Here is a 13,101-nt window from a genome sequence, read left to right on the forward strand (position 1 = left end):
GCTATTGCGCTGCTTCGGGATCGGGCGGGTTCTGAATCGTCACATCCTGCCAGGTGGTCGTCTGGTATTCCACGTCCGCGACATTCGAAACATAATCCGTATCCGTCGATGTACCGCCGGGGATGCTATAGTCAGGCGCCAGAATCCACTCGATATCACCGCTGCCTATCCCACTCAGCGCAACGGTATCCGCGTTCTCGGGACATGAATCGCTCACTGTTCCCTCGGCGCCTTGGGTTCCCAGCCCCCAGACGAATCGGGGCGGTCCATCGATCGACACCAGGCCGGCAGTGAAGAGATACCCCGAATCCGTTCCCTCTAGATCTTCGACGCTCAGCACCGCGGACAGACTTCCGCCGCCGGACACACTGCCCGGATCTCCACAGCCACTGACGCGAACCGTCCCTCCAAAGGAGTAATTGACTGAACCGTCCGCCTCTCCACTCGTCAGCAACGATTGGGTCTCGCTCAGTTCCGCCAACTTGATCAGGAGGATCTGATCGTTGGGATCGTTCGAGTCCAGCATCATCGCATTGTCGGCAATATAGTCCGGGGGCAGATCCGGCTTAATCCGCCACGGCATCACGTCATATCGAAACCGGATGTCGGCAGAGCCGGAACCAAACTGCCCGTACTCGTCGGTTTGCACCGTGTAGTCCAGCGTCGTGGAGTACTCGCTCAGCATGTGCGTATTGCTGCTGATTCCGCGCACCGTGACAAACACCTCACCACTCGAGCCCGAACCGGATTCCGGGATCTTCACGACAATCTGGCGTTGGTCCCAAGTCACGATTTCCGCTTTCCGAAAACCGACGTACACACCCGAGTCCTCCTCGTCGGCGGGCCGCGTTCCGAACGTTCCATAGATATGTAGCAGACTTCCCTTCGTCTCCATCAGCATGGTCCGAATGATGGGACGAAGAATCGAGAACTGCGATTGATCGCCACGCGTCAGGATCAACGTCGAGCCATTCCGATCCTGCGTCAGCGGCAGACACGTGCTGTACGGCGCGCCCGCCGGTGGGCACACCTGGTTCTCTTGCATTTCACGGAAGATCAGCGGCTGCTCGAACGGGCGGACTCGTCCCGTATCCCACTCGGCCCTGTAAGTCTGCGATCCCAGCAGGCGGCCGAAGAAGTGACGCGTGGCCAGTGTGCCCTCGTGATCCTGAACCTCCTGCGTCCAACCCGCGTACAGGCCCGCTCCTGCATCCAGGAAAGCCTGCTTCCAGGCTGCCTTGTCGGTATTGCAGGCAAACGGCACGACAAGGCTGTGTTGCGCAAAGCTCAGATACTTGCGAACGAAGTCGTTCGTGATGCCGAGACGTTTGGCGATGATCTCGTCGTCATTCTCATCGAATGCGATCACCGCAATCATCGGCACGACTTCGCCACTCTCGATCATGGCGCTGTACTTCGAGAGATTCGCCTCGCTTGCCGGCGAAGCCGTCGCAAACGCCCAGACCTCGCGGTCGTTTTCCACGATGTCCTTCGAGCCGTCCACGCGCGAGAAATGGCCCTCCATCAGAAGAACTCCCAACTCCGCCGGAAGATCGAGAAAGCTCTGAACCGTTCCCTCTTGCATCTGTGAACTCCAACCAGCGTCCAGCAAATCCTCCTGCACATTCACGCTGACATAGGCAGAGTTGTAACCCTGGCCGAGCGTACGAAGCACTCGAGCCTGATTCGATGCAGGCAACTCGTAGTAGTTCAATTCACTGAAGTCAGGCACGGCCGGCCCCGCCGTTCGCAGATCGGAAGAATTGCTCTTCGCATGCCCAGCGCCCATGACCGGGGGCTCTGAGAGAACACCCACGTCGGTCGGTTCGAAGTTGTTTACCACGACAAACGGAACATCGTCGCGAAAGACGGCCCAGACGTTGCCGTCGTCTGTCTCTCCCGCGTCCGCAACGTCCGATTGCGACTGAAGCCAACTCACCATCATCGCGTTTTGAGACGCCGGGTCTGCATCCCGAATGCTTCGGAACTCCGCGATCGCAGTATCCAGGAAGGCAGCGCGCTGGGCTGGTGTCAGGCGTTCTCCCGGCACGACTGCACCTTGGACGTCCGCGGCGTCCAGCAGCCCATCAGAGTTTCCATCCAACTGAAGGTTGGCAGTCGCCTTGCCCATGACAGCATCACGGACTGACAGCTCTGGCGGCGGGGCTTGGGCGACAGCTTCGGCAGTCAGGAAGAGGAGCAGAGTCAGGATCGTGTTCCACAAAGCGGACTTGTGGGAAAAACGCATGGAAACCTCCAGAAATCAGGCACTATCTGGAGGCATCAAGATGCATTCCTACCTATTCACGCTGAATCAGAAACGCCGCTGCACGTTTTGAATTCAGTACGCCCAATTGGATGCAGAAGAGCGCGAATCCTCCGATGGCGAACGGGACAAATCCACCGCGATCAAGCGCGAGCCACGGCGGGACCGCAATCCAGCCCACCAGCAGAGCCGCCGGCCAATGGCGCACAACGCACGGGTTCCACGCCATGCTCATCGATATCCAAGGGATCGAAAACAACCCGAGCAGCACGAATGGTCCGAGGAACGGCCACACGAGAATCGGATGGCCCACAATCGAATCGTCTGTCAGCCCGCAATAGCCGCAAATTGCCTGGTAAACGTAGATCGGCAACAGGGCCCCGAGGAACGATGCTCCGATCGGTCGGGCCGTCGCGTGTGCCAGCCCCGTCGCGATCTCGCTGGCGGTCAAATTCGTCAGCAGCAGTTCGTCCAAGAAGGAACTGCTTCGCCACGCCGCGAGTCGTCGCCACATGCTGGCCGAAAGCCAGAACACGTGTGCGCTGACCAACATCGAGGATAGAAAACTGAAATCATGGGCGGAGAAGAACTGGGGCAGTACAATCGCCAGGATCACGGCGAGCGATGCGAGGCCGAATCCGAACAGCCCGAACTTCAATACAAGCCGCGAGTAGGCAAACCTGCCCACGCGCCGATATGCCCCCAGTCGCCACAGCAGCGGATTGCGCTCCGGACAGGAGGGACCCTTCTTGCCGGCGCTCGGATGGCGCAACTCTGCCACCGTCCCCTCGGGGGGCTTGGTCAGACACTGCGAGTCTTCCATCGAACGCATGATGGGCTTCGCTCTCCCCAGGCAGGCTAAATTTTTTAACAAAGCACGATTCTTGCCGTCAAAAAAGAAGGAGTTCGGTTGATTCTGCCGATCATCCAAGGTACCTCACCGGCGACATGCCTGGAGTGACAGATGACACCTATCGAACCTTACTATCAGCCCTGCCCCTCAACAGATCACGAACTTCTGCCGGTAGTTGACGAACACGACAATTTCCTTCGCCTTGCCTCCCGACAGGAGATTCACGCCTGTGGATTGCATCATCGGGCCATCCATGTGATCCTGCTCGATTTGCAGGGCCGAGTTCTTTTGCAGAAACGCAGCAACGCCAAGGATTCCTACCCCGGACGTTGGGATATTTCGGTCGGCGGCCACGTCGGTCCGGAAGAAACCTACGGCCAGACAGCACGCCGCGAGATCACCGAGGAGATGGGCTACACAAGCATTCTTCCTCAGCGCATCGCCATTATCGACCCTGCGCCCGAGAATGGTTGGGAGTTCATCCACCTCTTCTTCGGATACGTGGATGGCAATCCATCCCCCAACCCGGACGAGATCGAGGATTATCGCTGGGAAGATCCCCAGGAGGTCGTCGAGCGTGCCGACCCGGATGCGGACGATCCCTACTGGTGCCTCACGCCTTCTTCCATCGCGAGCTTCCGCCGCTGGTGGCAACTCGGCGCGCCCGGCTTGCCCCGAAGGGCCGCGTACGGATGACCTCATCCCGCCGTGGCAAAGAGCCGCCCTTGACCGTCGGCCAGATCATCCTGAAGTCCGCCCAGTGGCTCGACCGCAAGGGGATCGACTCGCCGCGTCTGGATGCAGAACTTCTGCTGGCGTATGTGCTCGATTGCTCGCGGCTGGATTTGTATCTGCAGTGGGAAAAGCCACTGATCGAACTGGAGATGGGGAACTACCGCGAGCTGATTCGCTCCCGTGGCCAGGATCGCACACCTGTTGCGCGACTCCTCGGCAAGAAGGAATTCTACGGGCGGGATTTCGAAGTCAGCCCCGCGACATTCGTCCCGCGACCGGAGACCGAAGGAGTCGTGGATCGAGCGCTTGAACTGCTCTCCTCTGACCCTGCGCTACGAGTGGACAAGCCCGTCGTCCTGGAGGTCGGCACGGGCACCGGCGCCATCATCGTCAGCCTCGCTGCGGAGGACGCTCAGCCGAGGTACATTGCAACGGACATCAGCGCCGACGCGCTTGCCACCGCTCGCAAGAATGCAGCGGCCATTCATGTCGAGAGCCGCATCGACTTCCGCCATGGGTCCGGTCTCTGTGGTTACGATGGCGCGCTGCATCTGCTCGTTTCCAACCCTCCCTACATTCCGGAGGATCAGATCCCGACATTGCCGCCCGAAGTCAAAGATCACGACCCGATGGCTGCGCTTCTTGGTCCCGGCTCGGACGGGCTCGATTGCGTGCGCGAGATGCTCGACCAGGCGAAAGGCTGCCTCGCGCCGGGCGCGTGGGTGGTGCTCGAGATCGGCGAGGACCAGGAAGAACCCGTGCTCGCGGTCTTCGAGAAGGCGGGGATCTTCACGGATGCGCGCGTCGAACGCGATCTGGCCGGCCAGCCGCGCTATGCCATGGCCCGGCGCAAGGCTTGAACGCTCCCCACAGCCCTCACAATCAATTGACCCCGCCGTTTTCACTGGGCATTCATAGACACAGCTACCCCCTTCACAAAGGAGATTCTCATGGGCAATTCCATCGTTACTATGGAAACCACAAAGGGCACGATCAAGATTCGGCTCTTCGACGATAAGGTTCCGCGCACAACGCAGAACTTCAAAGACCTCATCAACAAAGGCTTCTACGACGGCCTGCTGTTCCACCGCGTGATCGAGCAGTTCATGCTGCAAGGCGGATGCCCCGAAGGCTCTGGCCGCGGCGGCCCGGGCTACAAATTCGAGGACGAATTCCACCCCGAACTGAAGCATGACCGCCCGGGAATTCTCTCCATGGCGAACGCCGGTCCGAACACGAACGGCAGCCAGTTCTTCATCACCACCGTTCCCACGCCGTGGCTCGACAACAAGCACGCCGTCTTTGGCGAAGTGATTGAAGGCATGGACGTCGTGTCCGCGATCGAAACCGCCCCCAAAGGCCCCGGCGATCGCCCCACCCCGGACATCAAGATGACCAAGGTGACTGTGGAAGAAGGCTGACCACGATCAGACGTTGAGCAAAACCGCGTGCCCGGGAAATCCACCCGGGCACGCTTTGCGTTTGTGACAGTCTTCCTGCGCAGACCGTCCCCTCAGTAAACCACGAAGCTCGTTCCGCCCGATCTCAATCGCAGCCCATATCCATAAGGAAACAGAGGATCATAGGGTTCATCGCCGACGTTCAATGGAACCTGGCTCGCATCGCGTGGCCAGGTCATTGGGAGTTTGCCCGTGAAGTCGTAATCGCCAAACAGCACGTCTGCCAGCCCGTCGCCTTCGGTGCCCGGCAGCCACGCGGCGACGAATGCATCCCACTTGTCAATCTCATCGCTGACAAACAGCGGGCGACCGGAAAGCATCACGACAACCGTCGGAAGCCCCGCATTCAGAACGCGATTCAGAACATCAAGTTCGGTCGGATCGATCGAGAGTCCGTTCAGATTGTCGCCATAGAACTCCGCGTAAGGCTCCTCCGCCACAACGACAACCGCCACGTCTCCGCTGACACCGTAGCCATCGCGATTGTACGTCAGCGTGCCGCTGGTGGCTGCGACCGCATGCTCGAGTGCCTCACGAATCGTAGCGCCCGGCGTCGCATTTGGATCCGTCGTTCCCTGCCATCCGATCGACCATCCGCCCATCTGGTAGCCAATGCTGTCGGCGCCCTTTCCGGCCAGATAGATGTTCGCATTCTTGTCCAGTGGCAAAACGCCATCGTTCTTCAGCAGAACCGCCGACTTCCGAACCGCCTCGCGCGCCACCGCGCGATGTGCTGCGCTACCCACCAGTCCTCCCGTCACGAGATCCTGATCGGCGTACGGGGAATCCATTACGCCCGAGGCGAACTTGACGCGCAGAATCCGAATCACGGCATCGTCGATGCGGTTCATCGAGACATCGCCGTTGTTCACCGCTTCGGTCAGCGTCGCGATGAATTGCCCATAACGATAAGGCTCCATGAACATATCGATCCCTGCGTTCACGGATGCCACAACCTGGTCGTAGTACGACCCAGGCAATTGATCGATCGCGTTCCAGTCCGAGATCACGAACCCATCGAACCCCAGTTCGCCCTTCAGCACCGTCGTAATCAGGTAACCGTTCCCGTGCATCTTGTCGCCGTTCCAACTGCTGTAGGACGGCATGACGGTGCCCACATTCTGCGAAACGGCCTGGATGAAGCCCTGCATGTGGATCTGGCGCAGGGCAGTCTCATCCAGAATCGTATTCCCTTGGTCGGTGCCATTGGCCGTGCCGCCGTCGCCGACGTAGTGCTTGGCGCACGCGATGAGATGCTCGCCACCCATGGTTGAGCCCTGAAGGCCGCTCAGGTACCGGGCGGTCAGCAGATTCTGCAACGCCGGATCCTCGCCGAAGCTCTCGTAGGTTCTGCCCCAGCGCTGGTCCCGCGCCACCGACACGGCGGGGGCAAAGGTCCATTCCAAGCCCGTCGCAGAAACCTCCAGAGCCGTGATCCGCCCGATCTCCTCGATGAGTTCCCGATCGCGCGTAGCTCCCAGGCCGATGTTGTGAGGAAAGATCGTCGCGCCAACGACGTTGTTGTGCCCATGGACCGCATCGATGCCGTACAGGATCGGAATGCCCAATCGCGTCGAGAGCGCCGCCTGTTGATAGGCATCGTGCATCGCAGCCCAGCCCGCCACCGAGCCGTCGGCGGGCGATGAGCCGCCGCCACTCAGGATCGACCCAAGGAAGAACGTTGCCACGTCGTTCGGAGTGGCCGCGCTGCGTTCGGCCTGGGTCATCTGGCCGATCTTCTCGGCCAGAGTCATCTGCGCGACAAGATCGTCGACCTCATCGGCCCACGCCCCGGTCATCGACAGAGCTACCACAACTGCAGCGATCAGACTCTTGATCAGCTTCCGCATCGGTCATCAGCCTTTCCAATCCCACATTCCGGGTAACGATAACATCGCCGGCGTCAGTGATGTCAATTGAGGTCGAGGCAAGGATGATTATTGAAATCGACTAGAAGTGCCGCTCGGGAAACTGAGGAAGCAGGCAGGGGAGAAGTGCGTGTGTTATCGTTAGCTGGCTGCTTGTGCGATCTCGATCAATTCCGCCAGCGTCCGATCTGCCAGCGATTCCAGCCGCAGATCGCAGGCGTTGAACTTCATCGATCGCGTCAGCGTGTTCGGCACAACCACCGTAAAAAGCCCCGCGGCCACGGCAGCGCGCGCACCGTTCGGGGAATCTTCGATGGCGATTGCTTCAGATGGAGCCAGTTCCAAAGCCTCCACGGCCTTCAAGTACAGCTCGGGATTGGGCTTTGTGCGCGCCACGTGGTCCTTGCAGAAGACGCACTCAAAACGATCCCGCAGGTCGAACTGGCGCAAGTGCCCATCTACCCACTGGTAGTCCGAACTCGAGGCCAGTCCGATTTGTAGGCCCGCTGCCGCCGCTTCGTTTAGCTTGTCCAGCACGCCGGGCAGAATCTCCTGTCTGGCCAGTCGTTCCCGATAACGCCGGTCCTTCTCGGCACGGATTGCCTCGCGATCGATCGGGTGCCCGAGTTGGGATTCCAGGGTCTCGTAGGGGTCAAAGGCATCGGACCGGCCAATGACTTCTTCCCAGAAGTCCAAAGGCAGGCTTCCGCCATTCTCCTGGTAGAGCTCCTGCCACGTTTCAAACAGCGGCAATTCGGTGTCGACGATCAGCCCGTCGAAGTCGAAGACAATCCCTTTGATCCGTCGCGTCGGCATGGCGGAGCTCCTTTGCTGGGCCCCTGTTTGCGGATGTACCCTGACTGCGTCCAGCGAAAAGGGGCAACCGCTGCCGGGCACAGCCGTTGACAGCACGGGGAAATTCCGTTCTCATCTCTCTTGCATGGGATTGGGGCGTCCGGACCTCTGATTGGGGAAGGCCCGGCCGCACCGGATTTGACTTTGGACCGGGTAAAATGGGGATTCAGACGCCGGAAAGCCAACATCGGGAGTCGTTCTTGAAGCGGTACGAAGGTGCAATGACGCCGGAACAATACGCCGAAATGGCGCGGGCCGTCTCCGACAAGGAGCGGGAACCCGGCTTCCTGGTTGTGCTTGGCCACAAGGACGAATTGCCCTCGCAAGAGAACCTGAAAACGCTCGCAGACGGCATGGACTGGGACCTTTACTCCACGCGCCAGCGCTTGCTCGCGCGCGCACCGCGCGTTCTGCGCCGGGAGACGCGCAAGAACGAAGCCCTGCGCTGGGTCAGTTGGATGTCGGCACTCGATCTGGCCGGTTTCTACATTCCGGAGCAGGATCTCTTCAACCAGCAGGTCTTCGAAGTTCTTCACTATGAACTCGGCGACGGCCGGCTGCTCTGCTTCGGCAAGGGCGACAAGGAGATTGAAGTCCCCCTCGATGCCGCCGTCTGTTCGGCTTTTGGCGAGGTCACGACAAAGCAGGTTCGCGAGCAGTCGCACCACGACATCCTGATGGGCGACATCAAGAACACCAAAGAAGTCTTGAGCGTGAAAAGCGAAGTGATCTTCGACGTCCACATTGTCGCGCCGGCGACCATTCTGCGCTTTCGGCAGAGCAAGCTGCTGTATCCCAAGATCTTCCCCGGCGAGCAGATGGCCAGTTCCACCCAGATTCGCGAAATCTACCGTCGCATCACCGCCGCAATCCCGGCTGCTCCGGCGTTCAACGAGTTCCACCGTGTCGCCGCCAGCTTGGATCAGTCCTGGGAGATTCTCTCCCGGTCGACGCACCTGGCGTACAACCCGACCACGCGCGGAATGACTAAATTCAACGTGCGACGCGATACGGTCTCGCGCCAGAGCGATCGGGCCGCTTTCGAGTTGTACTCCATCCTTTGGCGGTTTCAGACTTTGCGCGGTTAGGATAACGTGCCGCCTGCAATGAAGAAGCCCAACTCTGTCTTGATCGTTCGTCTCTCCGCGATCGGCGATGTCATTCACTCGCTGCCCGTGCTCGATGTGTTGCGCCGCGAACTGCCCGACGCCCGCATCGGTTGGATCGTGGAGGAACTCTCCGCACCGCTGCTCCAGAACCACCCTCAACTCGACGAGCTCTACGTGATTCCGAAGAAGCGCTGGCGTGGAAACTTCTGGAAGATGTTCTTCCCGGAGATTCGCCCGTTCTTTCGCCAGGTGAAGGCCGACGGCTGGGAGGTTGCGCTCGATCTGCACGGCCTCACCAAGTCCGGCCTCGTGGCATGGGCCAGCGGCGCTCCAATCCGCATCGGTTACGGCGACGAAGATGGCCGTGAGATCAACAAGCTGTTTACGAACCGGAAGGTGAAGCCTTCGCCGGAGATCAAGCACGTCGTCGCGCGCAATCTCGCCCTTCTGGAGGGACTCGGAATCACGCCGCCCGCAGATGCGGCCGGCAAGCTCGGCATTCTGGAAGAGGAACGCGAACAGATGCGCGCACGCCTCGAAGAGGCCGGCTGGACTCGCGGCGAACGCATCGCCGCTTTGAACCCCGGCGCGGGCTGGTCGAGCAAACGATGGGAGCCTGTGCGCTTTGCCGAAACAGGTGCGTTGTTGGCCAAGGATCCCGGGCTGCGTCCGCTCATCCTGTGGGGGCCGCGCGAAGAGCCCATGCGCGACGAAATCGCCAACCGTCTGAAGCAGTCCGGCGTCGAGCCAATCATCGCACCGCAGACGCGCATTCGCGACCTGGCCGTCCTGATTTCTCTCTGCGACTTGTTCATCGGCGGTGATACCGGCCCAACGCACACTGCGGGCCTTCTTGATGTTCCCGTAGTCTCAATCTTCGGCGCGTCAGATTCGCATCGCAATCGGCCGTGGCCGATCAAGTCCGGTCCGGCCCTCCAGCGCGAAGACTTCGACTGCGTCCCCTGCTGGAAGACGAAGTGTCCGCTCGTCGGCGATGAGATACTGAAGTGCTTGCATGGAATAGAAGCTTCCCGCGTTGCCGAAGCAGCGCGGGAAGTGTATCGCCAGCATCAATCTGTCAGTTCGTAGGCGACGTTATTCGTCCGAATCATCCGAATCGAAACGTGCATTGAGCTTCTTGAGCACCTTGTCGTCCAGCGACTTCTCCATGTGCTCGAGCGCTTCCTGCACCGTGATCTTGTCGTTCATCAGAAGGTCGAACTCGGGGTTTGCGATCTCGTTCTCGAGCGTTCCGTAAAGCGGCATCTGCGGCAGGCGCTTCGCGTACTTCAACTGCTCCATGAACTTCGGAACGTAGGGGAACTTCTCGGTATTCAGGTTCTCCCAGGCCGCCTGGCGAACCGGAATCTGCCCCAGGGTCTCGGACCAGTAGCGCTGTTCCTTCTCGCTCGTGAAGTACTCGATGAAGTCGTAGGCCAACTCCGGCTCTTCGCAACTCTCGAAGATCACTCCGATCTGGCCACCGATATTGGAAGAGCTTTGAGCAGGGATTCCAAGCTCGGCCGCTTCGTCCGCCGGCACTGCCGGAACGAGAGACACGTCGAAGTCCAGACCCGCAGACTCAAACTTCTCCACAAACCACGGGCCCATCAGGATCATCGCGTACTTCTCATTCAGGAATCCCTGATCGGGACCCATCGCGCCACGCTTCCAGGCGCCCGCTTCGACTTTGTCCTTCAGGTAAAGGTCGGCGATGCGCTGCAGCGCTGCCTTCCCACGCGGATTGTCGATGTCCGGCACGGCGCGGCCGTTCTTCTCGTAGCGCACCCAATTGACGTTGTACTGATTGTAGATCGGGAACTGGAACCAGAGGCTGCCCGACATGGCGTAGCCGTAGATTCCCTTCTCCTTGTCTTCCAGCGCACGGGCGTACTCGATCAGTTCGTCCCAGTCGCGAGGGGCGCGATTCGGATCAAGGCCAGCGGAGCGGAGCTTGTCGGCGCTGTCGCGGAAGATCTTTCGATTCCAGAACATCGCCAGCGTCGTCGTCTGAACCGGGATTCCGTAAAGATTCTCTTTGCCGAGACGATTCACGACGCCCATGTCGAAGGAGGCGGTCACGAATTGCTGACGCGCTTCGTCGATCGACTTGTAACGAAAATTCTCCAACTCATCGATCGGCTGCAACGTCTGGCCGAACGCGAGATCGGGAACCTTCAGAGCATCGACGAATGCGACATCCGGCGTCTGACTCGCCAACGCCGCCGTCTTCAGTTTTGTCACCATGTCATCGTAGCTGACTCGCTCGATTTCGATATCGAGGACCTTGCCAGGATTCTTCGCCTCCCACTCCTCTTTGAAGCGGTCGGCGATTTCCTCCATCACGGTGACTTCTTCGAACTTGAATCCCTGCCACACACGCAGCTTGACCTCATTCTCGGCTGCGAACTTCACGCCCCCCTTGGGGAAGAGGACAATGCCCGCCGCCACGATCAGAAAGGCCACTGTGAATAGCAGAGAGGAAAGAACTTGTTTCTGCATCGTTCGTTTACTCCTTCACCGCGCCGGCCGTCAGGCCCTCGAGGAAGAATCGCTGTGTTGCCAGGAACAGAAGAGCAATCGGGATAATCGAGAAGCAGGCTCCCGCCATGATGCGTTCCCAGTCCTGTCCGTACTGGCCCTTGAAAGCCTGCAGACCCACCGGCAACGTCGTTACGGCCGAACTGGGCTGCGTGACGATCAACTGCCACAAGAAGTTCGACCACTGCGTCACGAATACCAGCAGAAAGAGCGTCACCATGATCGGCAGGCAAAGCGGAATCACGATGTTTTGGAAGACTCGCAACTCAGACGCACCGTCGATTTCGGCCGCATTGAAGAGGTCGCGTGGCACCTGGCTGATGTACTGCCGCAGCAGGAACAACCCGAAGACGTTCGCCAGGTGGGGGAGAATCAACCCGCGGTACGTGTCTATCCATCCCAACTGCAATGTTATCGAGAACTGGGGCACCATGTAGATCATGCCCGGTACCAGCATCGACGAGAGCAGCAGGCCGAAGATCACTTCGCGATAGTGGAATTGCTTCACCGCGAACGCGTACCCGGCCATCGTACAGATGACCACCGTCAGCAGCGCTGCCAAACCCGCGACAAGCAGCGAGTTGAATCCGTACTTGCCGAACGGGAAGTCCTTGTTCTTCAGAATCGCCATGAAATTGTCGGTCGTGTAGAGAGCGTCGACCGCTTCTCCGAACGACCGGTGCGTGACGACCTTGAAATACGGTCCCTCCGGTTCCTCATCCGCGTTCCTGGGTGGAATCGGAGCCGGATCCCACTGCGCGATTGTCCCACGATAGGCGCCGTCGGAATAAGCAAGCTGTACTTCATTCCCGCGATGATCAACTGCCGACAGCGTCTGACCTTCCGGCAGGCGCAACACGACTTGCAGACCCTTATTGGTCTCCTCAGTCGCGTTCATTGGCGGGCGATTGTAGGCAATCTCGCCCTCTTTGGCCTCGATCACGGAATTGCCGTCGGATGTTGCCCAATCATTGTCCGGATCGGCCACCCATTCGCTGCCGCTGATGACGAACTTGTAGGCATATACGCCGGGATCAGCGTTCTGGATCTCCCCGACCCAGACCCCGCCGACTGCCTGGGACAGTGGATTCGCATCCTTATCCCAGCCGTTGAATTCGCCGGCAACGTTCACCGTCACGGCATTTGGGTCAGTGTATTCGAAGTGAAGCGTCGTTGCTCCTTCCGGCATCGTCTCGACAGCGATCGGCTCGCTTGCCTGAGCCGTGCTGGGCAGGAACTGCAGGCGGAAAGCCGTACCTGGCTGCTTCAGAGCGGTGATGATCATCCAGATCAACGGCAACTGGACAAAGACCAGCATGCACGACAGCACGATGATCAAGACAGTCAGCTTGATAGCTTTAATTCCTCTGCCCGGAAGGGGCTTCCATGGTTCGCGCAGGGCTTCAGGCATGAT

General features: G+C 59.6%; 11 protein-coding genes. 5 read left to right on the forward strand and 6 right to left on the reverse strand.

All coding sequences use genetic code 11. The features are described 5' to 3' along the window. Window position 1: 1 nt before the first annotated feature. The gene (locus KQI84_06660) at window positions 2-2,248 is read right to left on the reverse strand and encodes a hypothetical protein (GenBank protein MCB2154550.1); all 2,247 of its coding nucleotides are present in this window, start codon (window positions 2,246-2,248) and stop codon (window positions 2-4) included. A gap of 52 nt (window positions 2,249-2,300) precedes the next feature. Next, entirely contained in the window at window positions 2,301-3,098 is a 798-nt protein-coding gene (locus KQI84_06665; protein MCB2154551.1) for a hypothetical protein, read from the reverse strand. Between the two features lie 132 nt (window positions 3,099-3,230). Between KQI84_06665 and KQI84_06670 the strand changes: the two genes are divergently transcribed. The 3 genes from KQI84_06670 (at window position 3,231) to KQI84_06680 (ending at window position 5,275) form a co-directional block, all read left to right on the forward strand. Beyond that, entirely contained in the window at window positions 3,231-3,815 is a 585-nt protein-coding gene (locus KQI84_06670; protein ID MCB2154552.1) for an NUDIX domain-containing protein, read from the forward strand. After that, window positions 3,812-4,714, forward strand: a complete 903-nt coding sequence (gene prmC / locus KQI84_06675; GenBank protein MCB2154553.1) for a peptide chain release factor N(5)-glutamine methyltransferase — start codon at window positions 3,812-3,814, stop codon at window positions 4,712-4,714. The genes KQI84_06670 and prmC overlap by 4 nt, the downstream gene beginning before the upstream one ends. A 90-nt stretch (window positions 4,715-4,804) precedes the next feature. Then, entirely contained in the window at window positions 4,805-5,275 is a 471-nt protein-coding gene (locus tag KQI84_06680; GenBank protein ID MCB2154554.1) for a peptidylprolyl isomerase, read from the forward strand. A 92-nt stretch (window positions 5,276-5,367) separates the two neighbouring features. Here the strand turns inward: KQI84_06680 and KQI84_06685 are convergent, their stop codons facing one another. Continuing rightward, complete coding sequence (locus KQI84_06685; protein MCB2154555.1) at window positions 5,368-7,164, reverse strand: glycoside hydrolase family 3 protein; 1,797 nt, start codon at window positions 7,162-7,164, stop codon at window positions 5,368-5,370. Window positions 7,165-7,323: 159 nt separating this feature from the next. Then, window positions 7,324-7,998 carry an HAD-IA family hydrolase gene (locus KQI84_06690; GenBank protein ID MCB2154556.1) on the reverse strand — a complete coding sequence of 225 codons (675 nt, stop codon included), beginning with the start codon at window positions 7,996-7,998 and terminating at the stop codon, window positions 7,324-7,326. A 239-nt stretch (window positions 7,999-8,237) separates the two neighbouring features. Here KQI84_06690 and KQI84_06695 point away from each other — a divergent pair, with 239 nt between their 5' ends. Together KQI84_06695 and KQI84_06700 are read left to right on the forward strand one after the other, a co-directional pair. Continuing rightward, window positions 8,238-9,125, forward strand: coding sequence for a hypothetical protein (locus tag KQI84_06695; protein MCB2154557.1), 888 nt, complete (start codon window positions 8,238-8,240; stop codon window positions 9,123-9,125). Window positions 9,126-9,143: 18 nt separating this feature from the next. Further along, window positions 9,144-10,235 carry a glycosyltransferase family 9 protein gene (locus tag KQI84_06700; GenBank protein ID MCB2154558.1) on the forward strand — a complete coding sequence of 364 codons (1,092 nt, stop codon included), beginning with the start codon at window positions 9,144-9,146 and terminating at the stop codon, window positions 10,233-10,235. Between the two features lie 6 nt (window positions 10,236-10,241). Here KQI84_06700 and KQI84_06705 read toward each other — a convergent pair whose 3' ends face one another. Together KQI84_06705 and KQI84_06710 are read right to left on the reverse strand one after the other, a co-directional pair. Further along, window positions 10,242-11,648 (reverse strand): extracellular solute-binding protein, encoded by a 1,407-nt coding sequence (locus KQI84_06705; protein ID MCB2154559.1) that lies wholly within the window; start codon window positions 11,646-11,648, stop codon window positions 10,242-10,244. Between the two features lie 7 nt (window positions 11,649-11,655). Then, window positions 11,656-13,098 carry an ABC transporter permease subunit gene (locus KQI84_06710; protein MCB2154560.1) on the reverse strand — a complete coding sequence of 481 codons (1,443 nt, stop codon included), beginning with the start codon at window positions 13,096-13,098 and terminating at the stop codon, window positions 11,656-11,658. Window positions 13,099-13,101 lie beyond the last annotated feature (3 nt).

Source organism: bacterium, assembly GCA_020444065.1.
GTDB lineage: Bacteria > Sumerlaeota > Sumerlaeia > SLMS01 > JAHLLQ01 > JAHLLQ01.